The sequence below is a fragment of the Nostoc sp. genome, assembly GCF_036917435.1.
Taxonomy (GTDB): domain Bacteria; phylum Cyanobacteriota; class Cyanobacteriia; order Cyanobacteriales; family Nostocaceae; genus Nostoc.
The window spans coordinates 27,580-52,752 of the sequence record NZ_JBALDM010000052.1; the positions used below are offsets into that span (position 1 = coordinate 27,580).

General features: G+C 38.9%; 20 protein-coding genes. 12 read left to right on the plus strand and 8 right to left on the minus strand.

Annotated features, from left to right (window positions below):
- Nucleotides 1–52 precede the first annotated feature (52 nt).
- Together V7K98_RS25875 and V7K98_RS25880 are read left to right on the plus strand one after the other, a co-directional pair.
- A complete protein-coding gene (locus V7K98_RS25875) occupies nucleotides 53–376 on the plus strand; it encodes a phasin family protein (protein ID WP_334836460.1) in 324 nt (107 codons plus the stop codon).
- A gap of 78 nt (nucleotides 377–454) precedes the next feature.
- Entirely contained in the window at nucleotides 455–976 is a 522-nt protein-coding gene (locus tag V7K98_RS25880; RefSeq protein WP_335027144.1) for an FKBP-type peptidyl-prolyl cis-trans isomerase, read from the plus strand.
- Nucleotides 977–1,082: 106 nt separating this feature from the next.
- Here the strand turns inward: V7K98_RS25880 and dnaB are convergent, their stop codons facing one another.
- The 3 genes from dnaB to gloB form a co-directional block, all read right to left on the minus strand.
- The gene (gene dnaB / locus V7K98_RS25885; protein ID WP_335027146.1) at nucleotides 1,083–2,426 is read right to left on the minus strand and encodes a replicative DNA helicase; all 1,344 of its coding nucleotides are present in this window, start codon (nucleotides 2,424–2,426) and stop codon (nucleotides 1,083–1,085) included.
- Nucleotides 2,427–2,585: 159 nt separating this feature from the next.
- Nucleotides 2,586–3,044 (minus strand): 50S ribosomal protein L9, encoded by a 459-nt coding sequence (rplI, locus tag V7K98_RS25890; protein ID WP_335027148.1) that lies wholly within the window; start codon nucleotides 3,042–3,044, stop codon nucleotides 2,586–2,588.
- 240 nt (nucleotides 3,045–3,284) lie between these two features.
- Nucleotides 3,285–4,058 carry a hydroxyacylglutathione hydrolase gene (gene gloB, locus V7K98_RS25895; RefSeq protein ID WP_335027150.1) on the minus strand — a complete coding sequence of 258 codons (774 nt, stop codon included), beginning with the start codon at nucleotides 4,056–4,058 and terminating at the stop codon, nucleotides 3,285–3,287.
- Between the two features lie 492 nt (nucleotides 4,059–4,550).
- On the opposite strand from gloB, the gene V7K98_RS25900 reads away from it, so the two are divergent.
- From V7K98_RS25900 to V7K98_RS25940, 9 genes are all read left to right on the plus strand, one after another.
- Nucleotides 4,551–5,474, plus strand: a complete 924-nt coding sequence (locus V7K98_RS25900; RefSeq protein WP_335027152.1) for an alpha-1,2-fucosyltransferase — start codon at nucleotides 4,551–4,553, stop codon at nucleotides 5,472–5,474.
- A gap of 53 nt (nucleotides 5,475–5,527) precedes the next feature.
- Entirely contained in the window at nucleotides 5,528–6,370 is an 843-nt protein-coding gene (locus V7K98_RS25905) for a putative nucleotide-diphospho-sugar transferase (RefSeq protein ID WP_335027154.1), read from the plus strand.
- A 25-nt stretch (nucleotides 6,371–6,395) separates the two neighbouring features.
- Nucleotides 6,396–7,562: a glycosyltransferase family 4 protein gene (locus V7K98_RS25910; RefSeq protein WP_335027156.1), complete on the plus strand. Its 1,167-nt coding sequence runs from the start codon at nucleotides 6,396–6,398 to the stop codon at nucleotides 7,560–7,562.
- Nucleotides 7,563–7,802: 240 nt separating this feature from the next.
- On the plus strand, nucleotides 7,803–10,124 hold the full coding sequence (locus tag V7K98_RS25915) for an ABC transporter ATP-binding protein (protein ID WP_335027158.1): 2,322 nt from the start codon (nucleotides 7,803–7,805) through the stop codon (nucleotides 10,122–10,124).
- 5 nt (nucleotides 10,125–10,129) lie between these two features.
- Complete coding sequence (locus V7K98_RS25920) at nucleotides 10,130–11,341, plus strand: glycosyltransferase family 4 protein (protein WP_335027160.1); 1,212 nt, start codon at nucleotides 10,130–10,132, stop codon at nucleotides 11,339–11,341.
- 39 nt (nucleotides 11,342–11,380) lie between these two features.
- Nucleotides 11,381–12,343 (plus strand): glycosyltransferase family 10 domain-containing protein, encoded by a 963-nt coding sequence (locus tag V7K98_RS25925; RefSeq protein WP_335027162.1) that lies wholly within the window; start codon nucleotides 11,381–11,383, stop codon nucleotides 12,341–12,343.
- Nucleotides 12,344–12,346: 3 nt separating this feature from the next.
- Entirely contained in the window at nucleotides 12,347–13,327 is a 981-nt protein-coding gene (locus V7K98_RS25930; RefSeq protein ID WP_335027164.1) for an Npun_R2821/Npun_R2822 family protein, read from the plus strand.
- Nucleotides 13,328–13,330: 3 nt separating this feature from the next.
- Nucleotides 13,331–14,221, plus strand: coding sequence for an Npun_R2821/Npun_R2822 family protein (locus V7K98_RS25935; protein WP_335027166.1), 891 nt, complete (start codon nucleotides 13,331–13,333; stop codon nucleotides 14,219–14,221).
- 16 nt (nucleotides 14,222–14,237) lie between these two features.
- Nucleotides 14,238–15,272 carry an Npun_R2821/Npun_R2822 family protein gene (locus tag V7K98_RS25940; protein WP_335027168.1) on the plus strand — a complete coding sequence of 345 codons (1,035 nt, stop codon included), beginning with the start codon at nucleotides 14,238–14,240 and terminating at the stop codon, nucleotides 15,270–15,272.
- A 332-nt stretch (nucleotides 15,273–15,604) separates the two neighbouring features.
- On the opposite strand, the gene V7K98_RS25945 is transcribed toward V7K98_RS25940, so the two are convergent.
- From V7K98_RS25945 to V7K98_RS25960, 4 genes are all read right to left on the minus strand, one after another.
- Nucleotides 15,605–16,486, minus strand: a complete 882-nt coding sequence (locus V7K98_RS25945) for a hypothetical protein (protein WP_335027170.1) — start codon at nucleotides 16,484–16,486, stop codon at nucleotides 15,605–15,607.
- A gap of 261 nt (nucleotides 16,487–16,747) precedes the next feature.
- The gene (locus tag V7K98_RS25950) at nucleotides 16,748–17,116 is read right to left on the minus strand and encodes a hypothetical protein (protein ID WP_335027172.1); all 369 of its coding nucleotides are present in this window, start codon (nucleotides 17,114–17,116) and stop codon (nucleotides 16,748–16,750) included.
- Nucleotides 17,117–17,144: 28 nt separating this feature from the next.
- Nucleotides 17,145–18,869: an ABC1 kinase family protein gene (locus tag V7K98_RS25955; RefSeq protein WP_335027174.1), complete on the minus strand. Its 1,725-nt coding sequence runs from the start codon at nucleotides 18,867–18,869 to the stop codon at nucleotides 17,145–17,147.
- Between the two features lie 636 nt (nucleotides 18,870–19,505).
- Nucleotides 19,506–22,097 carry a M1 family metallopeptidase gene (locus V7K98_RS25960; protein WP_335027176.1) on the minus strand — a complete coding sequence of 864 codons (2,592 nt, stop codon included), beginning with the start codon at nucleotides 22,095–22,097 and terminating at the stop codon, nucleotides 19,506–19,508.
- Nucleotides 22,098–22,649: 552 nt separating this feature from the next.
- On the opposite strand from V7K98_RS25960, the gene V7K98_RS25965 reads away from it, so the two are divergent.
- Nucleotides 22,650–24,332 carry a DUF3352 domain-containing protein gene (locus V7K98_RS25965; protein ID WP_335027178.1) on the plus strand — a complete coding sequence of 561 codons (1,683 nt, stop codon included), beginning with the start codon at nucleotides 22,650–22,652 and terminating at the stop codon, nucleotides 24,330–24,332.
- Between the two features lie 175 nt (nucleotides 24,333–24,507).
- Here the strand turns inward: V7K98_RS25965 and mscL are convergent, their stop codons facing one another.
- Entirely contained in the window at nucleotides 24,508–24,939 is a 432-nt protein-coding gene (gene mscL / locus V7K98_RS25970) for a large conductance mechanosensitive channel protein MscL (protein WP_335027180.1), read from the minus strand.
- Between the last annotated feature and the right edge of the window lie 234 nt (nucleotides 24,940–25,173).

The window sequence follows — 25,173 nt, forward strand, 5'->3', positions numbered from 1 at the left end:
GCCTACACTCAGGAGCAAAAGTCGGCTGGTTTGAAATAACGAAGAGGAATATATGGACAACAGCAACTGGTTGCAACAGCTAATGGTGGTTGGTCTTGGCACAACGTCTTTAGTAGCGGATAAACTGCGTCAAGTCAGTGATGACTTAGTTAAAGACGGTAAGCTCAATCCTGAGCAAGCCAAGGCAGTTATAGACGATCTTGCCCAGCAGTTAAAGTCGGAGCAGGGAAACTTCGATGTCCAAATGCAAAGACAAATGCGAAATATGATGCAAGATTTGGGGGTAGCCCGACAATCGGAAGTGGATGAACTGCGGGGTAGAATTGACCGTTTAGAGCGTCAATTGCGCGATTTAGAAAATAAGCTTTGGCGTTAAGATGTCCTTTGTGATTTAAACTAATTGTGTCCTATTGGTAATGTTTTTGCCAGGATACTTAAGTAAGGAGAACTGATTTTGAAACCAATTTTCCTCAGCGTGGCGTTCATGCTGGTGTGTGTTGTGCTTTTGGTTGTGGGGCAAGTAGGCGGTAAACAGAATACTGCCATTGCTGCCCAGTTAACCCAAACGCCGCCAGAGGCCACGGCTGTAACTGAAAACAATATCTTAATTGCGGGTAATACTATGTCTGATGCTAATGCCGTAACCACTCCCTCTGGATTAAAGTATGTTGAGTTAAAAGAGGGAACTGGGGCGACTCCTAAACCAGGACAAACGGTTGAAGTTCACTATGTCGGAACTTTAGAAGATCGTACTAAGTTTGATAGTTCACGCGATCGCGGCCAACCCTTCAGCTTTAAAATAGGCGTAGGACAGGTAATCAAAGGTTGGGACGAAGGAGTTAGCACCATGAAAGTAGGCGGTCTTCGTAAGTTAATCATCCCATCTGAGTTAGGCTATGGCGCTCGTGGTGCTGGTGGCGTTATTCCACCTAATGCAACTCTAATTTTTGAAGTGGAATTGTTGGGAGTTAAGTAGAAAATAGGGCATGGGGCATGGGGCATGGGGAATAAGTAAATAATCTAACTTTTAATTTTCTGCTCCCCAGTCCCCAATATCCAGTCCCCAATCCCCAATTTAATAGCTAAATTTTTAAATTTTGAAACTTTGTAAATTGTGGATTAAATAAAAGTTTCGCAGTCCCTGTAGGCCCGTTGCGGTGTTTAGCTATAATTACTTCTGCAATGCCGCGATCGGGAGTATCGGGAGAGTAATATTCGTCGCGGTACAACATTATTACTAAATCCGCGTCCTGTTCAATCGAACCTGATTCTCTCAAATCAGATAACATTGGACGCTTATTAGTGCGTGCTTCCACCCCTCGACTCAACTGAGATAAGGCAATAACTGGTACAGATAATTCCCGCGCTAAACCTTTGAGTTGACGGGTAATTTTTGATAATTCTTGTACGCGATTATCACCTGCTCCTTCCATCAATTGCAAGTAATCTATTACAATTAATCCTAATTCAGTTCCAATTTCAGCTTGCAGCCTTCTTGACTGACTACGCATTTGTGTAACTGTAATATTCGGCGTGTCGTCAATATAAATCGGCATCTCGGAAAGGATACCAATAGCACGGCTTAAAGGTTCCCACTGTGTTTGACTGAGGCGACCAGTTCGCAGATAACTACTTTCAATTTGCGCTTCACTAGCTAATAGTCTTTGCGTCAGTTGCTCTTTTGACATTTCCAAGCTAAAGAAAGCAACTGGTAATTTGTAAGAAGCGGCGATGTTATGGGCAAGGTTTAAGCAAAATGCTGTTTTTCCCATTGATGGCCGACCAGCGACAATAATCAAATCAGAGCGCTGAAAGCCACTGGTCATGGCATCTAAATCGTAAAATCCGCAGGGAATACCAGGTAAGGCTATGCCTTGATTTCGATCCTCAATATCCTGGAAATTATTAATTAGAGTATCAGAAATATGAACTAAACCCGATTGGGGACGTTCTTGAGTTACACCAAATACTTTCTGTTCTGCTTGGTCTAAAACCTGTGGTAACTCGGTTTCTGTCTCATAACCAAGATGGACAATTTCATTGCCAGCTTTAATTAACTGCCGCCGCAGGTATTTTTCTGTCACTAACGCTGCTAAACCGTCGATGTTCACAGCTGACACTGTGCGGTCTACCAGAGTTGCTAGCTTATTTCTGCCACCAATACGCGCCAGTAAATCGTGGTCGGTCAGCCAACTTGTAACTGAGAGCAAATCTGTGGGTTTACCTTGGGCGTGGAGCCTCACAGCCGCTTGATAAATCTCTTTGTGAGCGCTAATGTAAAAAGCTTCGGGAAGGAGGCGATCGCTAACTCGACTAATCGCTTCTGGATCTAGCAAAATACCCCCCAAAATCGCTTCTTCTGCCTCGATATTTTGTGGGGGGAGGCGATCGCTACCATCGCCTTTAAAATTCAATTCTTCAGCCATAAACGATTTTAGTTTTGACGATTTTGCTAGAGACGCGATGAATCGTATAGGAGAGACGCGATGAATCGCGTCTGTACAGGAGTTAGGAATTTATTTAGTATTATTCACCTTTACTTCTCTTGCTCCCTCATCCCCCTCATCTTTGCGCCCCCTTCTGAGTTAACTAGCGACGACTTGAATATCGACTTGTGCCGCTACATCAGAATGCAGCTTAATTTCGGCTTGATAAGTACCAAGGTGGTTAATATCGGGAATGGTAATTCCACGCCGATCCACTTCTTGACCGGTGGCTGCCTTAATTGCATCTACAACATCTTGGGTAGTGATAGTACCAAAAATTGCTTCGTTTTCACCAACTGGCTTGGCAATTGTCAAGCTACCAACTTTTTCAAGAGATTCTTTTTGCTCAAGAGCTTGTTGTTTGAGTTCTAATTGCCGTAGACGCTCTTGCTCACGACGGCGTTCTACCTGCTTGAGAATACCAGGAGTGGCATTAGTTGCCAATTTCTGGGGAATCAGATAATTACGAGCGTAGCCAGGAGCTACTTCTACTAAGTCGCCAGATTTTCCCAGCTTGCTGATATCTTGATTTAAAACTAACTGTACGCGTTTGGCCATCGTTTTTCCTGTAAAATCTGATTAATTTGGGTAAGGCTTGATAGCTCACAATGTCACTGCTGTATTCCAAGCTTCTTTGCCTACACCCTAAAGCTTACAGATCGTAGCGAAAGGAAGGGTGCGATCGCAACTATTCCCACTAAAAAGTTGAGAATGGGGAATGGGGAATGGGGAATGGGGAATGGGGGGACAAGGAGAATAGCTAGCTATACTCAATTTCCAATTTCCAATTCCCAATTCCTAAAAGTTATTTTTCATTTCCCGTATTCGCGCAAAGGTTTGCACCCCATCGCTACTCTTAACAGTTAATTGTAATGATGGTTGATCCCAACGCAAAAAGGGATTGGTGTGCTTCTCTACTCCCAGAAGCGAGGGGATGGTAGCTTCTCCTCGACTACGGTAAGCCTTTACTTCATCGAAGCGCCTTTGTAAGTCGGCATTGTCGCTATCCACAGTTAGGGCAAATTGTAGATTGTTCAAGGTGTATTCGTGGGCACACCAGATGCGTGTATTATCAGGTAGAGAGCGGAGTTTGCTTAAAGAGTCTACCATTTGAGTCGGTGTTCCTTCAAATAAGCGACCGCAACCGCCAGAAAATAGGGTATCGCCACAAAATAAATCACCTGTCTCACCAGCTTTTTCAGGGGGAAAGTAGTAAGCGATGTGAGCGCGGGTATGTCCAGGAACGAAGATGACTTCAGCTATGCAGTCTGCAAACTGGACGCGATCGCCTTGTTGCAAAAATACCTGCTGTCCAGGAATTCTACCCCGATCCTCCGCTCCTCCATAAACTATCAATTGCGGGAATTTTTCAATTAATTGCTTGTTACCACCCACATGATCGTGATGGTGGTGCGTGTTGAAAATTGCTACCAACTCAGCTTTTAATTCTGCCAGTTTCTTTAATACTGGTTGAGACTCGGCTGGATCAACAACAGCCGCGATATTTTGTTTCTCGTCATGTAATAAGAATATATAGTTGTCTGAGAGTGCTTCCAGACGGATTACCTGCATTACCTCTGCCTCTCTTATAAGTACAACGACTGGGAAAAACCAAACTATCTTAACAAAATTAAATTAGACTAAAACCATCTTTCCTCGTGCCTTCTGCCTAATACTGATGATAAATATTCACGCCAACCTACTTAAAATAGATGTTTGGTATTCAGTAACAAGGCTACTTGCAGAAACTACATCCAGTATTTATACTTTATTCAGTTTAACTGTAATTTACGATCAATTATAATATACATAACTAGATTATTCTAGTAAATACACTTAAAATAAACAAAATAAATTGCAATTTATCAGTGAATTTTCTCTGGTAATAACCGCATATACGAAGTTATATTCATTTTGGAATTTACTGTAATAAGCATGTAAATAAATCTATTCATTTATTAGATATATTTACTTTAATTTATTAGGCTTAATTATATGTAAATAATTTTGTATTTTGAAATCTTTACCCAATATCATTAACTTTAAGTTTTCTAGGTTTTATGTATGTTAGTTATTTCTGCAAAATCTGGACAATTAGGGAACAGATTATTCTTATTTGCTAATTTTATAGCATTTGCAATTGAAAATAATTTCACAGTTGCAAATCCAGCTTTTGAAGAGTATGCTGATTTTTTTGTATCAACATCTAAAGACTTTTTGTCTTGCTATCCTCCTCCATTATTTTCAATTCCAGGAAACAAATTACTACGCAAATATTACTATAATCTAAATCATTTTTTAGCTGAAAGTGGCCGCTTTAACACAATTAATATTAAGCGTAATCAACCCTTTAACTGGAGTAACTCAATTATTACAAAAGAATTGAAATCAGGCTCTATCAACTTTTTTCAAGGATGGATGTTTCGTGATGGATGGTTTGTAGACGATCTCTCAAATCTCCAAAAACATGGAGAAAAAATTCGTGCTTACTTTCAACCTTTAAAAAAGTATCAGCTTAATGTCACAAATCTCATATCCCAGATACGTAGCCAGACTGATGTGATCGTTGGAGTCCATATCCGTCATGGGGATTACCAAGAACATCAAAACGGCAAATATTTTTATTTATTTGAAGATTATTTAAAGGTTATGGAATCAGCTAAAGCACTATTTCCTAACAAAAAAGTGACATTTTTAATTTGCTCAAATCAGAAGCAAAAGGAAGATAATTTACAACATTTATCTTATGTTTATGGCAATAATCATATAATTGAAGATATGTATTCTTTAGCGGAATGTGATTATATTATTGGCCCACCTAGTAGTTATAATATGTGGGCATCATTTTATGGCAAGCGACCTCTCTATATGATTAGAGATGTAAATAAAACCTTAAAAATCGAAGATTTTGTTCACTTTTACCAATGGCAAGGAGTTTTTTATTCTAACGATGACTGGAGTAAAAATTTTTGGGAATGGACACATTAAATTAACTGAACATACTAGGATTAAAATTAATAATTATTTAACTTATTTTATTTATGAAGACAGAAAGCAGAGGTTTTATTACAATCTTAACCGGACTTTACTCTTTTCAAGATTGTATTCATTTTTTAGCGGCAGTTAGAAAGTTTCATCAAGAACCGATTGTTATTTTAATTGACCAGGTTCCGGTATTTCTCTATCCATTATTAAAGGCTTTTAAAAATGTAATTTTAAAGCCAGCACCTGCGAATGAAAATACTGTCTTAGCATCAAGGGAAGCAAAGCTGGCTCTATATGCAGCCTCTGAGTTTGATAAAACAATTTATCTAGATTCAGATATTTGTTTACTTACAGATATCAATGATGTATTTGAATATTTAGATGAATATGACTTTTTGTTAACTGAAGATGTCCAACCTTCTATACTAAAAGCCACAAACTTATTACGTGGTAAACAAGAAGACCTTTTACCTAATGTTTTGCCAATTCTGCAATCGGTAGGTTTACCATTACAAGCCGATAGTGTGCAATACAATGGCGGTTTTATGGCTTTTCGGAAAACAGAAGTAACCAAGGTATTTTTTGAGGAATTTAAACGTTATTTTGAAATTGTTAAAAACAATCAAGATAAATTACTCCTAAAAGATCAAGGTGCTTTTGCTTCTGCGATCGCCTCTGTAAATCCTCATAAGAAAATACTGCCACCCACCTATAATTATCTCAGCAAGTGGCAAGATGATTATAATATTCAGGATGAAATTAAAGTTCTTCACTGTACCTATCCTTCTCGACCTCAATATGCTAAAAATATTACTCGTTCTTTATATACAAGGGTTTTTGACAGATGCGCTAAAGTATTTTTGCCGAATCAAGTTACAAATCCTTGGCGGACTAAATGATTTATAAATAGGGAAATAGGTGATAATGAAAGAAAAATTAAAGATATCTCTGCTGGTCTGGAATTTATCAACTAATGATGGCTTTATCCGCGCATATTTATTAAAAAAAGCCCTCTTAAAGTTAGACTATGAAGTGCAAATAATCGGATTTTTATTTGGTAAAGAATTATATAAAGCGATTTCTGTTGAAGATCGAGTATATTCTGTGACTGGATCAACTTATCCAGAATTTTTTAAATCTATTAGTAAAATTCTCAAAATTATTGATGGAGATATTATTTATGCAATAAAGCCTCAGCCAGCAAGTTTTGGAGTTGCACTTTTAAAAAAGCTCTATAGTAAAACACCAGTTATTTTAGATATAGATGACTGGGAACTTAGCTGGTATGGTGGCGACAAATGGCATTATCATCCTACACTCAAACAGCTAGCTAGAGATTTACTTAAAAAAGATGGAGTTTTGAGATCCCCTAATCATCCTTTGTATTTGAAATGGATGGAAGGTTTGGTGAGTCAAGCTAATGCAGTAACAGTACATACTAGCTTTTTGCAGGAGCGTTTTGGCGGTGAATTTGTTCCTAACGGCAAGGATACCACCTTATTTGATCCTGCTCGATACGATTCTGAAGAAAGCAGAAGTCGTTATGGTTTATCTGAATATCGTATTTTAATGTTTCCTGGTGCGCCAAGACCTTATAAAGGTTTAGAAGATGTTCTCATAGCGCTCGATAAAATTAATCAGCCAGACTTAAAACTAGTAATTGTAGGTGGCAGTCCTTATGATGATTACGATCGGCAACTTCAAGAACAGTGGGGACACTGGATTATCAAATTACCAAATTATCCAGCTGATATTATGCCTGATTTGGTAGCAGCCGCTCACATTGTAGTTGTTCCCCAACGAGATACCCCAGAAACTCGCGCCCAATTCCCCCTGAAGTTGACAGATGGTATGGCAATGGCTAAACCTGTATTATCAACCCGCGTTGGAGATATTCCCAAAATTTTAGGTGAGACTGGTTATCTAGTTGAGCCTGGTTGTCCTGAACAGATTGCTGAACAAATTCAACTGATTTTTCAGAATTTAGAGTCAGCAAACCAGCAAGGTGTCAAAGCAAGAGAAAGATGTGTGGAAAACTATAGCATAGAAGCTATGGCTTCTGTACTCAAGTCGGTAATTGCTCGGTTGTGAATATTAATAGCAGATGGTGCATTTTAAAAGAGAGATTCATTCCCTATTTGTGCAAAATCATCTATAGTATTCTATTTGGAAAAGTCTCTATAAGCTGATGTTTTAGGTCTAGGTGTAGCTGTGTTGTAACGGAGTAGAGATATGAAGTTTATTTAGTTTGATTTGTTTGATTGTTAGCTATTTTAGCAATTAGTTTGTGAATAATATTAATAATAAGTGAAAGTGGCATAAAAATACAAGATGTCTACCAGAAAACTACTAGTTAGATTCGCTAAACCCTATCCAGGTTTGATTTCACTGACAATATTGTTAGGATTTTCTGGAGCTTTATTTAATGGGATTAGCACAGCTTTAATTGTGCCAGTGATTTTAAAAATTGTGGGGCAAGAAGTAGATTTAAGTACTGCACCTCCCATCCTGAAAACGATGATCTCTCCCTTTGATAATACTCCAGAAGCCTACCGTATAGGAGTAATGGCCGGGGCGATTATATTAACAATTTTTTTGAAGAATGTAGCGACTTATGCTAGTTCCTTAGCATCGAGTTCTTTAACCCGAAAGCTGACATCAGATATGCGCGAAACTGGGTTAAACCTTTTACTACAAATTGATATAGATTATTATGCAAAGACAAAGGTTGGTGATTTAATCAACCTTCTTGGCGGAGAAATTGGCCGGGCTGCAAGTGCTATAGGTAGTACGGTTAAAATAGTTATTTTAGGAATCACAATTTTAGTTTTTGTCGGTTTATTGCTGTCAATATCTTGGCAGTTAACAATTGCTGCTACACTTTTGCTGTCGTTGGTGACGTTGATAAATCAGTATGCCATTTCCCGGTCTAGAAATTTTGGGAAGCAGCTGAGTGAGATGTCTAGAGCATATTCAATCTCTGTGCTGGAGACTTTGAATGGAATCAGACTGGTAAAGGCGACGGGAAATGAAGAAAAAGAATATCAACGGATTAAAAAATTAATTCGCGATCGTGAATTAGCAGATTTCCAATCTCAGGTTAATTCAGAAGCAATCGCACCTCTAAGTGAGGTGATGGGTATTACAGCTTTATTGCTGATTGTACTTTTGAGCAAAACCTTCTTTTCTCAACAAATTTCTTCTCTTTCGACTGTACTTCTGACATATTTATTAGTGCTGCTGCGAGTGCTGCCATTAATTTCTCAGTTAAATACTATTCGCAGCACCTTTGCTAGTACCGCCGCCAGTGTGGATATGACGAATGAGTTCTTAAGCCTGCATGATAAGCCGTTCATGCCCAAGGGTAAGCTTCCTTATACAAAATTAAAAGAGGGAGTATCTTTTAATTCTCTTTGCTTTGCCTACCCTGGACATGAAAAGTTAGTACTCAAAGATGTGAATTTATATTTACCGCGTGGTACAACCTTAGCGTTGGTAGGTGGTTCTGGTGCTGGTAAATCTACTTTAGCAGACCTCTTACCCCGATTTTACGACCCGATCGCTGGCAGTATTAGCATTGACGGTACTGATTTGCGAGAGTTCGATCTTGTATCCCTACGGAAGCGAATGGGGATTGTCAGTCAAGATACCTTTCTTTTTAATGACTCGGTGCAGAATAACATCGCTTATGGGCGAGCAGAGGCTACTGACGATGAAATTATTACAGCGGCCAAGCGGGCAAATGCTTATGAGTTTATTAGCAAATTGCCTCAAGGATTTGATACCTTAATTGGCGATCGCGGCGTAATGTTATCTGGTGGACAAAGGCAAAGATTAGCGATCGCCCGCGCCCTGCTGCAAAATCCCGAAATTCTGATTTTAGATGAAGCCACCAGCGCTTTAGATACCGTTTCTGAAAGGTTAGTACAAAATGCACTCGACGATCTGAGTCGCGATCGCACCACCCTCGTAATTGCTCACCGCCTTTCTACAGTCCAAAAAGCCAATCAAATAGCCGTGTTAGAGCAAGGACAGGTGGTAGAAGTAGGAACTCATGAAGAACTTTTGCAAAAAGGTGCTTACTACTCACGCTTGTACTCAATGCAATTTAGCGATCGCCCTAATAAAAACTTAATTCAGACAAAAATTATTAAGGCAATGCGCTTAAACTCAAAGAAATTTGTTGAACGTCCTGAAGCTGCTCCTAAACACAATCAAAGCTTGCTCCGTATCTCTCACGAAATTCGGACACAGTTGAACTCAATGATTGGGTTACTGCGCTTATTACTTGATGATCTCGTAGACGATTCTCAAGAACAGCACAAATTAATTGAAGACTCTTACAAATCAGCCTGGAGAATTCTCAACACCATTGATATTTTTGAGGATGTGATTAACTTACAAATAAAGGGGCAAATTCTCTCCATCTCTGACCAAAATCAAAATATAATCAGCAACTATTATCAAAGCTTTAATCATCTTTCTGTTGAGTTTAGAAATTCTCTTAATCTCATCCTTAGCTCTCTCCGCTCTCTATCAGATAATTTGGTAGATACTCCCCTAGAACCAAATAAATTAATTAGTGAAACTTATGAAGATGCTATATGTCTTATGGATTATTTAGAAAAATTTGAAAATAGTATTAATGTCTAACAATTATGAAAAATCATACTTTAAAAAAGCACTACATTTTTTTTATTAATGAAGAATTACCCCAGCCAGAAGCTCACCTAGTGCAGTCTACAAATGCAGCAAACGCCGCCGCTAACTTGGGATATTCAACAGTTTTGATATACCCTGAAAAAGGAGCAAAAGCTAGCAATCTAGTTAATTTAGTGCGTCCTTTTAAACCGATAAAAACACCAACAGAACTTATTAAGTATTACAACCTCCATGACAAATTAAAAGTTGCTCCATTACCTATGCCTTGGCCGATTGACCATTTTCCGAGCAAATTTACTGACTCTAACACTATTGCGAGCAAGTATTATTTACCATTTCATATACTTCCAACGACTAAACTTGTTCACAGTCGCAACTGGAATTTTATCAAAGCTGCCATAAAAAATGGCATTCCAGCAATTTATGAACACCACCATCATGAAGACAAGCCATTTGAGTCAGAAATTGTCACAAATCCGCTTTTCCAAATTGCTGTCACAGTTGTAGATCCCATCCGCGAAAGCATGATTGAAAATGGGATGCCACCAGAAAAAGTAATTAAGCTACACAATGGTTTTAATAGCTTATTTATGCAAAGACAACCAGAAAAAGCAGCAGAATGGCGTAAAAAACTATTGCAATGTGAAAGCCAACATTTGGTGGTTTATGCAGGAGCTTTACAGCAATTTAAAGGCATTGATGTACTAATTGATGTAGCTAAGGAAATGCCTAATGTACAATTTGCCTGTGCAGGTGGTAAGCCAGCAGAAATCGAATATTATCAGCAATTAGTAACAGAAAACCAGGTTCATAATATTAAATTTTTGGGCTATGTCTTGCATAATGAGTTAGCATCTTTGCTACAAGCAGCTGATGTTTTAGCTCACCCTCATTGTTCGGGAAAAGCGGCAACTTTCACATCTCCCTTAAAGCTATTTGACTACTTTGCCTCTGGGACTCCCATTGTCTCAACGGAAATTCCTTCATTAGTTGAGTTTCAAGATACAAAAGCGATCGCTGCTTGGTGTGAGCCAGATAACCCAAGCAAATTTGCCGAAAGTCTGAAGCGGGTTTTAGAAACTCATCCTAGAAAAATAGAAGGTTATCCAGATAGTATCGAATTTGTCAAGCAGTTTTCCTGGGAAAAGAGAGCCGCAAAAATCCTTAGTTATGTTGATGAATCTCTGCTTCCTCAACTTATTGTCTAAGGAAAAATTGGTGAGACTAAGTAAAATAACAAATGACAAATGACAAATAAAAAAACTGTAGGAATGATTAGCAGCTATCGAGGTTTAGAAACCAGAGCCGATTGGCTTTGGCAGCAAACCCCGCATCAATTTGGAAGTTGGGGCAATATACAAATGCAGGCATTAGCAGCAAAACCAGATTTTCTGTTAATGTATCAATTTGATTTTCCTAAAGCAGCACCGCAACAATCTTGGTTAGATAGTTTTCGTAAAGGGCAGAAAAAGCCAGTAGTAAATATTGATTCTTTACTGCGTGGTGTCAAAAAAGAACGAATTATTTATTTATTAAGAGAACCGCCTTTAGATGAAATTGTAGAAATAAATAATCATAATTATCAACAAGCTCAAAAGTATTGTGGCTACATTTCTGGTCCTGATGATTTTGCTCCCACTCCCGACTATATGCCTGCTATTTGGTATCATTCCAATTCATTTCAAGATTTAAATGAATTGCCACCGCCCCAAAAGGTTGCCCCATGTAGTTGGATTACTTCAGGAATTAACCGCACAGTCAACCATCGGCAGCGTTTAGATTTTTTACAGTCACTACAATCTAGTGATATTAAGTTTGATTTATATGGCAGAAATTTACCAGAATCGGCCAAAAAGTCGGGAGAATTGAGTAACAAGTGGTATGGTATGGCACCATACTATTACAATTTGGCAATTGAAAATTATGCTGATAATAATTGGTATGTGAGTGAGAAACTTTGGGATAGTTTACTTGCCTGGTGTTTACCAATTTACTATGGTGGCCCTGCTGCCGATAAATTATTACCACCGGGTAGTTTTTTGCGCTTGCCTAGTTTGGATGAAAAAGGTATTGCTTACATCCGAGAGGTTACAGCTACCCCTGATGCTTGGTATGCTGCCAAAGATGCGATCGCAGAAGCACGTCAAATCATCTTACATAAATTAAACTTGCTTAACTGGTTATCAAACTTTGTTGCTGAATACTCATAAATTATGAATGGTATTTGTACCCTTGGCAATGACTATGTTTTCGATCAGCTAATTGCTTTACTAAACAGTATTGATGTAATGTTGGGTAAAGAAATTCCGGTTTGTATCTATCCTTTTGATGATCAGACACAACGAATTGCTGATGAAATCGTTAAACGCCCGAATGTATTTCTTTACGATAATCAAGAATCAATCAATCGCTGGGATAAATTCATGCTAGAGGCTAGCCCCGCTAGTATGAACAAAAATAAATACAGAATTTATGGAGGTCATCGAAGATTTTGTGCGTTTGATGGCCCATTTGATCGGTTTGTTTATTTGGATGCCGATACTCTAGTGATGAATTCATTAGATTTGGTTTTTCAAACATTAGATGAATATAACTGTGTAGTCTATGATTTTCAGTTTAAACATCCAGATAAAGTTTATAACACTAATTCAGTTAAATTACTACAAGTTTTTGATGAAAGTCACATCAAAAAAGAAATATTTTGTTCAGGATTTTATGCTTCTAAAAAAGGTCTATTTGAACAAGATAAATTAGAAACCTTATTATCTTATTTGAGAGCAGGTGAGAAGGAAATCCTTTATCCAACAGGAGATCAACCAGTTATAAATTATATGTTTATGAGGTCTGGTATTCCAGTTTATAACTTTGCACATAACTTACCAAATCATCAAATTACAGGCAATGCTGTTATTTCTGAGCATTTTGAAGAAAAAGATAAAATTCTTTATGACAAAGGCAATCGACTGACTTATCTCCATTACATTGGCATTCCTCCTAATATCAATCAAGCAGTCTGCGCTGGAGAAAATATTGAATTTCCATATCGAGATTTATTTCTCCACTATCGTTACTTACACGAACCAGATAAGCGTCCAGTATTTCAAAACCCTCCTAAAAATTATAATGATGCTGCCGTCGTACCAAATTTACTTACCAGAGCTTTGCGAAAATTGAAGTTAATTAACCAAGGATAATTTATGAGCAGGGGAATTTATATTGTTGCTAATGACCGCGTTATCGATAATGCGATCGCTTTACTCAATAGCATTCGTTACTACGATCCAGAAGTAAGCATTTATCTCATACCATTTAATGAAAATTATCACAAGGTAGCAGAGCAACTTGCTACCTTACACAATGTACAAATTTTTCCAGATTTGGAACTTATTGATAAATTTACCAAACGCATCGGAGAAATTTTTGATAGGGATTTTCTCGCCTTACCCAATAAAATGCGTAAACTGGTGGCGTGGTTTGGGCCTTTAGATGAGTTTATTTATATTGATACAGATATTGTCGTTTTTGAAAAAATCGCTGACAATTTAGATAAACTTTCAGAAGTCGATTTCTTCTGTTGTGATTACCATCATGCCAATGACAAGCTAAGAAATATCTTTTCCCCATTTGTGAAAGAACAGCAAATTTTTTCAGATGCCCAACTTCAAGACGTTTTTAATAGCGGTTTTTGGGCTTCGAGAAAAGGAGTTATTACTGAACAACAAATGGATGAAGCTTTGCAAGAGTGTGCAGCACATCGAGAATATTTCGATTTTTCTGAAGGAGTTACAGATCAACCAATTTTAAATTATCTTGTTCTTAAACTGATTGCCAAACGTGGAAATCTCGTTAAAATTCCTGGGGGAGGGCCTGGTAGTTGGGCGGGTTCGCAAAATTTCCAACAGCAAGAATACGCCCTATATGACCGAGGACAACGACTAAAATATCTCCACTGGGCTGGTACACGGATGAAAACTGGTAGTCCCTATTGGCAATTGTGGGAACACTATCGCTATCTCCATGAGGGCAAATTTGCCTTTATCTCTAAACTAACTCGCCGTTTATTTCCCTTTGTTGTTGCCCGCACTTAATATTAGGAGTATCCCAATGATTGATGGTATTTACATCCTAGCCAATGATGTTGTTTATGACCAACTAATTGCGTTGCTCAACAGTATAGAAGCTAATGCTGGTAGGAAAATTCCTATTTGTATACTTCCATATAATCAGCGATTAGACAAAGTAAAAGCAGAGATTGCATCTAGAGATAATATCACTTTATTTGAAGACTCTGATTCCATAGCTTACTGGGATAACTTTGCTACTCAGATATGGAAAAATTATCCTAGAGCGCAAAAAACTTGGCGAGAATGGGGCTTTCCAGAACTCTATGAGTTACCAATGCACCGGAAATTTTGTGCTGTAGATGGCCCTTTTGATAGATTTATTTATTTTGATGCAGATACCTTGTTAATGGGGCCATTAGATTATGTATATGAAAAATTAGCTACATCTGATTGGGTAGTTAATGATTTTCAATATAAGTCTGACTTAAAATTTATTTTTGATAGCTCACCAGAGCAAATACAGCGAGTTTTCAACTCAGAAAACTTGCGAGATAAAGTATTTTGTGCTGGTTGGTTTGCTACTAAGAAAAATATTTTTTCTCCAGCGATAAGAGCCGACTTAATCGACAAATTAATATCAGGTGAAGCTGATATTATGGCTTTTTTAGCACCTGACCAATCTTTATTTAACTACATGGTATTGAGAAGTGGTATTTCATATTATAATTTCGCTTTTCATGACTGCGAACAAGGAACTGGTAATCACTGGAGTTCTCCATTTGATGTGGTAGATAATATCCTCTACGACCAAGGACGGAGGTTAACATATCTACACTATATGAGTATAAGTTCATCAAATTTTACTCAACTTTGCGCTGGTGAAGATGTTAATATTCCATATCGAGATGTGTTTTTGCATTATAGATATTTAAAGTCACCAGAACAAAGACCCAAAAACTTTAAGCGTCAGAGTCCGCTAACACGTCTACAAAAGACTACTACAAGTTTTTTGAATCAAAAAGTCAGTAATATTAAGCTTAACTATCGTAATTTTAAGGATAGAATTACTAAATAATTAAGCAAAATTGGGCTTAAACTTTTTTGCATTTCTAGTAGTCTGTCAAACCCATTTTGACGGTTGGAGAGACGCGATAAATCGCCGTCTCTACAGAAGATTTATTTGTCAATTATTTCTTGATAGACTACTAGTTGCTCTATAGGAATCCGGTTTGATTTCTGAAAATATCCGTAGGATGTGTTAGCGATAGCGTAACGCATCAAACCCTTGAGAATAGTTCGTTACGAACTCCGTTCTAACACAAAACGGAGGGAACCTCCGCAGCGCACTGGCTCCTCTACAATACCTAATTTCGTTCAGAAATCAAATAGTAATCCTATATTGCCTAATTATCGGTAATAAAAGTTAAAGTCTTTCAAAGTTATAATTCTTAAACGCACTAAATTATATAAATACTTAATAATTTTATTGCTTTTAAGTATAATTCTCTCTCTAAGGAAGTGTTCGGGGTATTCTAGCTTTGCTTGTTGTTCAAAATATATTGCCATGTCCTCCATTTTTGACTCTCCCTTTTTGATTCTGACGAATTCAACTTTATTCTTGAAGAAAGATATACCCTCCATTGCACTCCATCTAACAGGTAAACCAGCTTTAGCGGCGGCTAAACCTATTGCATTCCCTTCAGAATCATAGAGTCCATTCAACTCACAATAAGAGGCGATAATTTCCCACTGTTTAAGAAATTCTATTTCCTTCCCAGAGTCTTTTGTCACTGCAAATAAATATTCGTACACAAAGTTAATATCTTCATTTTCTAGTTCTAGATTTAACTTGGAAGCAGCCTTTTTAGCCACATTAAATTCTTTTAAAATTTTGGCATTAGAATTACCTGCTAGAACCTTGGCATACTTTTTAGGCATATTTTCACATCCCCTTGCAGTGATTCCTGGTTTTGAAATCCATTGCGGATATTCTGGAACTGGTGCCAATATTCGCATATCTGCATCAATAAATATGCATGAATTAAATAGAGATAAACCCTTAGCTATTGCAAATCTTTTGTCATGGTAAAACTTAACACTTTGCTGTTTATGTTTAAATGCTAAAACGTTAGACTGTTGGCTAAAGTCGTTAGGACAGTCAGTTAGAACGATAAAAGTAGTATTAGGTGAATATTTTTTGATGTCTTTTGCTAATAACAATGCAAGATCGCGATAGTTCTTACCACATGCTAAAGTACAAAAACAAAATTTTTTTTTGTCTTGATTCATAGCTTTTTACGCTCCTTATAATCTGCAAATTCATAGTTTCTACCCCTTTGGGTAGATATACTATATAATGAATTTTTCAGTATTTGTACGTAGTTTTAACGCAATTAACCCTTAGATTTATGAAATATCAGTAAAAATAAGTTTTACCACTTAGTTAACAATGAGATCCCCGACTTCTCTAAGAAGTCGGGGATCTAAGACTGATCAGAATTTAGGATAATTTCTATGTTGGTGAAGCGTTCTACTATCTAAGAAAAGAATCTAAACATCTAAATCTAAAGATTGCATACCTTCGCGTTCTATAAAGGTCATCATACTTCCCAGTTGCAACCAAACTAGCAAACAAGTAAACAAGCTAATTGGTAGACCAACTCCCAAAGCCAAGGTGGAGGGAAAGCCAAATATTTCTAAGCCTGAAGACAGAAATAGGCAAGTACCGCCAGTTATGCCGATAAATGGCACAATTAATTGTTTTAGTGAAGAACGTGGTTTAGTATTTTCTGCTCGTTCGCTTGGCCAACTCTGCACAATTACTTTCAAAGTGCCAGATAATGCCAAACCAGATGTTAATGCTGTCAAAAAGCCAACAAGTAACAGAAAATAAGGCGGTTGCAGAGGGTAATAATACATTAAAACTCCTGATTTATATTAAATATATTTAGTTGTTAATTGCTGAATGGTTTCCAGTAAAAGGCACTAGGAATGTAGCTTTTGGGAGAATAGCCGCCGCACTTTCTCTAGATAACTCTGTTAAAATGCCGATCGCTACATTTAATAAACGATCCGGTTTTAAGTCATCTTTAATCAGGTTCCACAAGCGTTGGACATCTTCGGTGTGGAGGCGGTCATCTTCGGTGAGAGCCAGCACTAGCTGTCGCCGCAGAAATTTGCCTTCTTCGGACATTAAAAACTGGAAACCCATTTGGGCTGTGGGTAATACATCAAAGTTGTTATCACTCCGAGCGATCGTAATTAAATTCTCTAAACGCTGCCACTGAAATTTACCATCTTTAAATAACACATTCAATAATCGTCGCCGTAATTCGGGCGATTCCCCTGTCAGTAACCGCCGTGCTATATAGGGATAACCCACTTCCACAATTTTGAAATCTGGGTTGAGGCTGAGGGCAATACCTTCTTGTGTCACCAAGGAACGAATAATTAAAGCAAACTTCGCCGGAACTCGGAAAGGATATTCGTACATCAGTTCCGAAAATTCATCGGTAATCGTTTTGAAGTTAAAATCCTTGACATTTTTGCCAATGGCGTTTCCTAGTACCGCTTCTAATGCTGGCACTATCGGGCAAATATTCGTGTCTGGAGTCAAAAATCCTAATTTTACAAAGTCTTCGGCTAAGTCGGTATAGTCTTTATTCACCAAATGCACTAGCGCATCCACCAGTGCTTCTTTGGTGTTTTCCTCCAACTGATCCATCATGCCGAAGTCAATATAAGCCATCCGACCATCGGGTACGGCAAATAAATTGCCGGGATGGGGGTCAGCATGAAAGAAGCCGTGTTCTAGTAGCTGTTGCAATCCTGAAGTAACGCCAATTTGGATAATCGCTTCTGGATCTAAACCTGCTTCGCGGATGCTTTGAGTATCTGTTAGCTTGAAGCCGTTAATCCATTCCAGGGTTAAAACGTGGGTATTGGTATAACGCCAGTAAATTCCTGGAACTTTAACTTGGGGGTCGTTGCGGAAGTTGCTAGCAAAGTGTTCGGCGTTGCGGCCTTCATTTATATAGTCAATTTCTTCAAATAGTTTTGTGCCAAACTCGTCCACGATTAAAGTTAGGTCGTGACCGAGATTGAGGGGCAACCAAGGAGCTACCCAACTCGCTCCCCAGCGCAATAAGTAGAGGTCGCGGGTAAGAGTTGGGCGTAAGTTGGGGCGTTGTACCTTCACTGCAACTTCTTCGCCAGTGAGCAGACGACCACGGTATACTTGACCCAAGCTAGCAGCAGCTACTGGATTAGGCGAGAGTTCGCTAAAACTTTCGTGAATTGGACGGTCTAGCTCGGTTTCGATAATTTTGTAAGCGATCGCATTATCGAAAGGAGGTAACTGATCTTGTAACTTGATCAGTTCTTCTAGAAAATCCTTACGGATTAAGTCAGGTCTGGTGGAGAGGGCTTGACCAACTTTAATAAAAGTCGGGCCGAGGCGGGTGAGCAGTTCTCGCAACTGGATAGCTCGTTTACCTTTGTTCTGCTCAACTTTGTCTAGCCATTCGTCCCACTTGAGACTAAATATAAATCCTGCGAAAGAGGAGATAATTCTCAGCAGTCGCCCCCAGGCTAGCCAAGGACGATAACTATAATAGCGAGCGATCGCGTCTGGATTATAGAGTTTTAGTTGAGCAGGTTGATACTGACCCACGCCTTTTTTTACCTCTTCAACTTAAAAATTTACAATGATTGTTTGTCTCCTCAACCCACAAGTTAGTTGTAGGTAAAAGATAGCGGTAGTTTTTTATCTAAAAGAACTCAAACTCTGCCTTTTCGGGATACTGTTCGAGGTAGTTTTAGCCTATATTACTGCCGAGATTTGTTTATCTTTTTCTTAATTATACTTTATAAAACTACAACTACTTCTCCATCTTTTCGGTGATTTTATCTTTTCTTAACCTTGTTTTATATAAATATAAATATTTACGTGTATATGCAAATTTGAGTAGATGTGACAACTCAGTAACTATGCTTGATATCAGCTACATATACCAGTAGTAAGTAGGGCAATCTAAATTAAACAGAAAACTCTCAGGGTAAAGGTTTACGAATTTTTTGAGAAGTCGGGGATCTTGATATTATGTTTATTTATACCAACTTAATTACGTAATAGTTAGAAAGTTTTATGTGTAAAAAATAACTATTAAAGAAAAATTAACTTTTGTCGGAGAGTGTATATTTAGAAGCTTTTTGAATAATAAAAATTACAGCATTAACTACAATCTTTGGTAATTGGTAGTGGTTTTACCACAATTACCAATTACCAACTTTTAATTATCATTTGCTGTTATTTAGATTTGGCCTCCAAGTTTTCTAAACGGCTTCTCAATTCCTGGTTTTGTTGTTTGAGTTGGTCGAAATCTTCACGCAATTGACGCAGGGTTTTTTCTGAACCGATGTTCTTTTGCACCTTGGAAATTTCTTCTTCAGCAGAACGACGGACACGCCCATCGGCTGATTGTTCAGCTAGCGATCGCAAAATCCCCACTGCTTTGGGTGTTTCCATTTGCCCTAATGCTGATGCTACCGCCACTTGCGTTAAAAAGAAGGTTTCTTTGGCTAGTTCTGTTAATTTTTCTAAAATCCGTTCCAAATTAACCGGACTTTGACCTCCAGAAATCTTTCCTAAAGCGCGAATTGTGGCTAAACGTAAGGGTTGTGGTACACCGAGTTTGGTGTATTCGATTAGCAGATTTAAAGCTGCTTCCGAGGTTTTGAATTCAGCTAAACCTGCGATCGCACCACTCCGCACTACTTCATTCCAACCCGCCTTTTCTTCTAAAATGCCTTTGAGTTGCTTTAATACCTTGTCTTCCTTGGGTTTTTCTTCCAAGTTTGCCGAGGCGATCGCGCCAATCACACGAGAGGCTGTTGCCTCCACGTAGTAGCTAGGATCGCCCTTTTGCAACAACCCTTTCACAACTTTATAGCTTTCAGCAGTTTTAATTTGACCAAGTGCTTCCACTACAGATCGTCGCACGTAAGCATTTTTATCTTTTAATCCCAGAACTAAGCCATCAAAGGCTTGGTCTAAATTAATTTTGGCTAGTTGTTTCGCTGCTTCCACCCGCACACCCCACAACGGGTCATTTTTGAGGGACGCAGATAGTGCTTTTGTCGCTTCTAACCCGCCTTTTTTCGACAAAGCTTCTGCTGCATAGATGCGCGAAATCGGGTTGGGGTCAGATTCTAACTGTGCTTTTAACTCTGCGATTGGATACTCTAAAGCTACTGTTTTCAGGTAATTATTATCAACATCAAAGCTGATAAATTGGGGCTTATTTTCTAGGGGAAAATAGAAACTTTGTTCTCGTTCATTTACTCTTACTGTGAAAGTTTTCAGTTTCCGAGATTCTTCTTCTTGGGTATAGCCAAAACCAATGGGTATTTTTAAATCAAACAAATCCTTACTGCCATTTTGACCTTCAGCAGCTTGGGTTTGAGTTACCGTAATTTTTGCCAAATTAGCATCCCCATCCCAAGAGTAAGCTACTTTAAAATCGGGATGACCACCACGATAAACGTATTGGTCAAAGAGGAACAAAAGATTATGTCCGGTAGCCTTTTCAATCGCCCTGAGTAAATCTATTGTTTCTACAGTTTTGTGGGCATTATCTTGGACAAATGTTTGAATTGCCTGCCAAAATAACTCATCTCCCAATTGGGCGCGAATCATGTGATAAACACAAGACCCTTTTTCGTAGATATGGCGATCGTACAGTTCAATAGCTTCGCGGTAAACATGTGTTACCATCGGGCGGCGATAGCGGCTACTATCTTCGCTAATGTAACGACGAGCTTCCAATAAACGATAGTAAGCTGCTTCCTCTAGACTATATTCCTGTTCTGTCCACATCACCTCAGAATAGGAAGCCATTCCTTCCTTAATCCAAGCATGAGACCAATGCTTAATCACCACCAAATCACCAAACCACTGGTGCGCGAGTTCGTGGACGACTAAACTTTCGGTGTTGCGGTTATCTAAAGCGGCGCGTTCATCCAGCAAACACCTATCTGTTAACAAGGTTGTGGAGGTGTTTTCCATCCCGCCAAAGATGAAGTCATCGACACAAACCTGGGCATATTTCGGGAAAGGATATGGATAACCATACTTTTGGCTCAAAAATTCGATCATCCGGGGAGTTTTGCCCATACTCCGTTTAGCATCTTCCTCCCGTCCCTTTTCTACGTAGTAGGTAACTGGTTTACCGTTCCACTCATCCCGAATTTCGGCAAAGTCGCCTACTGCTAAAGTCATCAAATAGGTAGGATGAATTTGTTGCTGTGACCAATGATAGATTTTGTCATCACCATCTTCTGTGGTGTCAATCAGTTCGCCGTTAGAAATCGCCACGAGAGGGTTGGGAACACGAACGCGAATTTCTGAAGTAGATAATTGTCCTGGATAGTCAAAGCAAGGGAACCAAAAGCGAGAGTCTTCGTCCTCTCCCTGAGTCCAAACTTGAGTTGGTTTGTTTGGATAGTGCTTGTCTGGTTGGATAAAATAAATACCGCGTTGTGGTTTTGACACCGAGTAGGCGATCGCAATCAGCAAGCGTTTACCAATCTGAGTCACCTCAGAAAGTTGGATAGAAAGCTGTTCCCCGTCGTAGTCAAAAGTTTGTGGCACATCGTCCACCTGTACAGACTCGATATTCAGGTTGACAGCATCCAAAGTCAAACGGTCAATGCCATTACGGATTGGCAAGAGGCGAATGCTACAACTGCCCTGATAGCTTTGCTTAGGAATATCTAAGCTAAGATCGAGAAAAATATGCTCCACTTGTCCGGGGCGATCGGGGTTGTAGTGTGGTCTTGCTCCCGGTAACTCAAAAGGTTTGTGTCCGTTATTATCTGTATCAAAATAAGACTTCGACATTGATCCTTACTGACCTTGTAATCCTGAAAAGTCTGGCTTGGCTGGATGTAATTAAGCAAAATAGCGGTGTCTGTATTTCCCAAATCAATCGGGCAGTATGAGGGTTAAAATTCCCCTTGGGGACTGGGGGATTGAAATTAATCTCACCCAAATTTCCGAAGGTCGATAGCCGATCCTTGGACTTTTTTCCATATCCCTCCCGCATTTACCTTTCCTGATGTTTTGCACTTTTTTGTCATCGAGTCAAGTGTCTCTTGCACCTCGGTAGATTAATATTAAGTACAAATACTCCTAATTATTCTTATAACTTAGGATAGCTTGCTGCTGTTGAGCAGGCTATTTTCTTTGAGATGAACAGCATATCATTTGCCGATTCGCTCCTCATTCCCTTAAAGTCTTTTTAGGGTAATTATTTGAGACTGTTAGCTTATAGGACTACTAATTTTATCAGTAAATACCGATCGATGAGCGGAAAATATTAATAAATCCGAAAACTCTACAATGACACTTGTATAAATCTCGGTGACAATCTGAGCAAATGAGGATAACAAAATGCCCGAAAGTAAATCAAAGTTTTTGATTCCTGTTGTTGGTGCTGCTGTAGTTGTAGTAGGAAGTATAGCGGCTTATATGTATTTGAAAGGCCCATCAGGAGGTAGTTCAGACGCTCTCGGCAGTGCTAAATTAGTCCCTTCAACAGCATTGATGGCAACTTATATTACTACTGACTCTCAAGCTTGGGCAAAGTTACAGCAATTTGGTACTCCAGAAGCACAAAAGTTAGTGGCAAAAAGTCTGGAAGATTTGAATAAGCAAATGTTTAGTGATGGTAACGTTTCTTATGAAAAAGACATAAAGCCTTGGGTTGGTGGTGTCATGATTGCTGTACTACCACCGAATTCTGTGAAACCGGCACAATTCAATGTGCCTTCTGGGACACCTAATGCACCAACAAATTTACAGCAGGAATCAAATATCCTGATAGTGGTGGGAATCAAGGATAAACTCAGTGCTTTGAATTTTGCTAATAAATTGAAGTCACAAAAAGGGGCGAAATTCCAGGAATCTGACTACCAAGGTCAAAAAATTATCGAAACTACAGAAAATGGCAAGCCTACTACATATAGCGTAGTTTTAAATAATAGTCACTTGGTATTAGCCCCCGAAAAGCAAGCTGTAGAAAAAGCAATTGATACCTTTAAAGGACAATCTTCTTTTGCGAGTAAAGAAGGTGCAAGCAGCATTCTCAGCAAAGGAGTGGATGTTAAAAACAGCCTCGCCCAAATTTATGTACCAGACTATGCAGGTATGGTACAGCAATTAACTGCCGGAAATCCCCAGGCAAAGCAGTTACCACCACAAGCGCTGGCGCAACTGAAACTGATAAAATCTTTGGTGGCGGGTGTTGGTGTTGATGATGCGGGAGTGCGGGTAAAAGCGATCGCTAATTTAGATCCGCAGCTAAATAAATTCCAGTATCAATCAAGTCCGGGAAATATAGTCGGGCAATTTCCTGCTGATACCTTTGCTCTGATTAGCGGAAATGGCATCAGCCGTGGCTGGGAAACCTTAGTAGAACAGTCAAAAGATTATCCAGAGATGAAGCAAGCCTTGGAACAAGCACGTGGACAACTTAAATTTGTCAATATTGACCTGGATAAGGATATTTTTGGCTGGATGAATGGAGAATTTGCCTTTGGTGCGATTCCATCAAATCAAGGAGTGTTAGCCAGTGTTGGTTTTGGAGGTGCTTTAGTATTTGACACTAGCGATCGCAAAACAGCCGAAGCCACCTTAACAAAATTGGATACCCTTGCCAAAGCACAACAAATTAGCGTCGCCAATAGAATGATCGGTGGTAAAGACGTAACTGAATGGCAAATTCCCAAACAGGGAGCTTTATTGGCGCATGGTTGGCTAGATCAAGACACTGTATTTGTGGCTCTTGGTGGCCCAGTTGCAGATGCAATTAGCGATCGCAAGAATTCATCTCTTGATAATAGCGAAGCTTTCAAAGCCGTTACTAGTTCATTGCAAAAGCCCAACGGCGGCTATTTCTACCTAGATATCGATAAAACTAAAACTGTACCCCTGGTCAATAGTTTAATTTCATCCGATCCCAATACCATCACCATCCTCAATTCCATTCGTGGTCTTGGTTTTACCGCTAATAGCCCCGATAAATCCACCAGTGAATTAGAAATGTTGTTAGCTCTCAAGCCTTCTGTAAAATAGGGCATGGGGCATGGGGCATGGGGCATGGGGCAATTCAATTTTAAATTTTGGATTGACGATAGGGTAGCGTCTTGTATAGATCATCTTTTGGATTAAATTTTAATCTAAAATCTAAAATCTGAAATTCTTACTCCCCTATTTTTCTGCTCCTTCATCCTCCCACTCCCACCCCTACTCACAAAACTTGATTATTGCGAGATTCCAAGGTTTGGTTCAGCCGATCTAAAGCGCCAGTCAATCTTTCGTGAGCTACAAGGTTAGGGTCTGCTAGGGGGTCATCGGCGACTTCTTCTTGTCTCTTGAATTTTTGTAAGGCTCGAATTGCCACAAACAAAACTAAGGCAACCACTACAAAGTCAACTATTGCGCCAAGAAAGTGACCAATCTTGATTCCCGGCCCGATGGCGATTGTTCTCCAGTCTTTGCCAGCAAAACTAATCAAGGGATTAATCAATGGCATGATTACATCTTCAACAAAGGAAGTGACAATCTTGCCAAAAGCACCACCAATGATGACGGCGATCGCCAGGTCAACTATATTGCCTTTAAGGGCAAATTCTTGAAAATCTTTTAAAAAGCCACTTGCTCTTCTTCTTGATCTCGCCATATTTGACTCCAATAAGCTTAACTTACTGTAATTTTCCTTATAAATGGCACTCAGCTTTGTGCCATCCCTGTTAAGACAAATGTTGCTAAGTATCAGAATTTTACCAGTATTGAATAAAATTCTCTGATAAATATAAAATGCAAACCAGCATAATTCACATCTTCTCAGAACTTTGCTGCTCTCCAAATGTCAACCTTCTATAATATTTTTTGTTGCTTAGAGTAAACGACAGGA

Bases quoted from the DNA above. Each gene is read 5' to 3' on its own strand.
- V7K98_RS25950 (WP_335027172.1), bottom strand. From the start codon at position 17,116: ATGTATTATTACCCTCTGCAACCGCCTTATTTTCTGTTACTTGTTGGC.
- V7K98_RS25945 (WP_335027170.1), bottom strand. From the start codon at position 16,486: ATGAATCAAGACAAAAAAAAATTTTGTTTTTGTACTTTAGCATGTGGT.
- V7K98_RS25925 (WP_335027162.1), top strand. From the start codon at position 11,381: ATGACAAATAAAAAAACTGTAGGAATGATTAGCAGCTATCGAGGTTTA.
- V7K98_RS25920 (WP_335027160.1), top strand. From the start codon at position 10,130: ATGAAAAATCATACTTTAAAAAAGCACTACATTTTTTTTATTAATGAA.
- V7K98_RS25915 (WP_335027158.1), top strand. From the start codon at position 7,803: ATGTCTACCAGAAAACTACTAGTTAGATTCGCTAAACCCTATCCAGGT.
- V7K98_RS25905 (WP_335027154.1), top strand. From the start codon at position 5,528: ATGAAGACAGAAAGCAGAGGTTTTATTACAATCTTAACCGGACTTTAC.
- dnaB (WP_335027146.1), bottom strand. From the start codon at position 2,426: ATGGCTGAAGAATTGAATTTTAAAGGCGATGGTAGCGATCGCCTCCCC.
- V7K98_RS25935 (WP_335027166.1), top strand. From the start codon at position 13,331: ATGAGCAGGGGAATTTATATTGTTGCTAATGACCGCGTTATCGATAAT.
- rplI (WP_335027148.1), bottom strand. From the start codon at position 3,044: ATGGCCAAACGCGTACAGTTAGTTTTAAATCAAGATATCAGCAAGCTG.
- V7K98_RS25875 (WP_334836460.1), top strand. From the start codon at position 53: ATGGACAACAGCAACTGGTTGCAACAGCTAATGGTGGTTGGTCTTGGC.
- V7K98_RS25910 (WP_335027156.1), top strand. From the start codon at position 6,396: ATGAAAGAAAAATTAAAGATATCTCTGCTGGTCTGGAATTTATCAACT.
- mscL (WP_335027180.1), bottom strand. From the start codon at position 24,939: ATGGCGAGATCAAGAAGAAGAGCAAGTGGCTTTTTAAAAGATTTTCAA.
- V7K98_RS25965 (WP_335027178.1), top strand. From the start codon at position 22,650: ATGCCCGAAAGTAAATCAAAGTTTTTGATTCCTGTTGTTGGTGCTGCT.
- V7K98_RS25900 (WP_335027152.1), top strand. From the start codon at position 4,551: ATGTTAGTTATTTCTGCAAAATCTGGACAATTAGGGAACAGATTATTC.
- V7K98_RS25940 (WP_335027168.1), top strand. From the start codon at position 14,238: ATGATTGATGGTATTTACATCCTAGCCAATGATGTTGTTTATGACCAA.
- V7K98_RS25930 (WP_335027164.1), top strand. From the start codon at position 12,347: ATGAATGGTATTTGTACCCTTGGCAATGACTATGTTTTCGATCAGCTA.
- gloB (WP_335027150.1), bottom strand. From the start codon at position 4,058: ATGCAGGTAATCCGTCTGGAAGCACTCTCAGACAACTATATATTCTTA.
- V7K98_RS25960 (WP_335027176.1), bottom strand. From the start codon at position 22,097: ATGTCGAAGTCTTATTTTGATACAGATAATAACGGACACAAACCTTTT.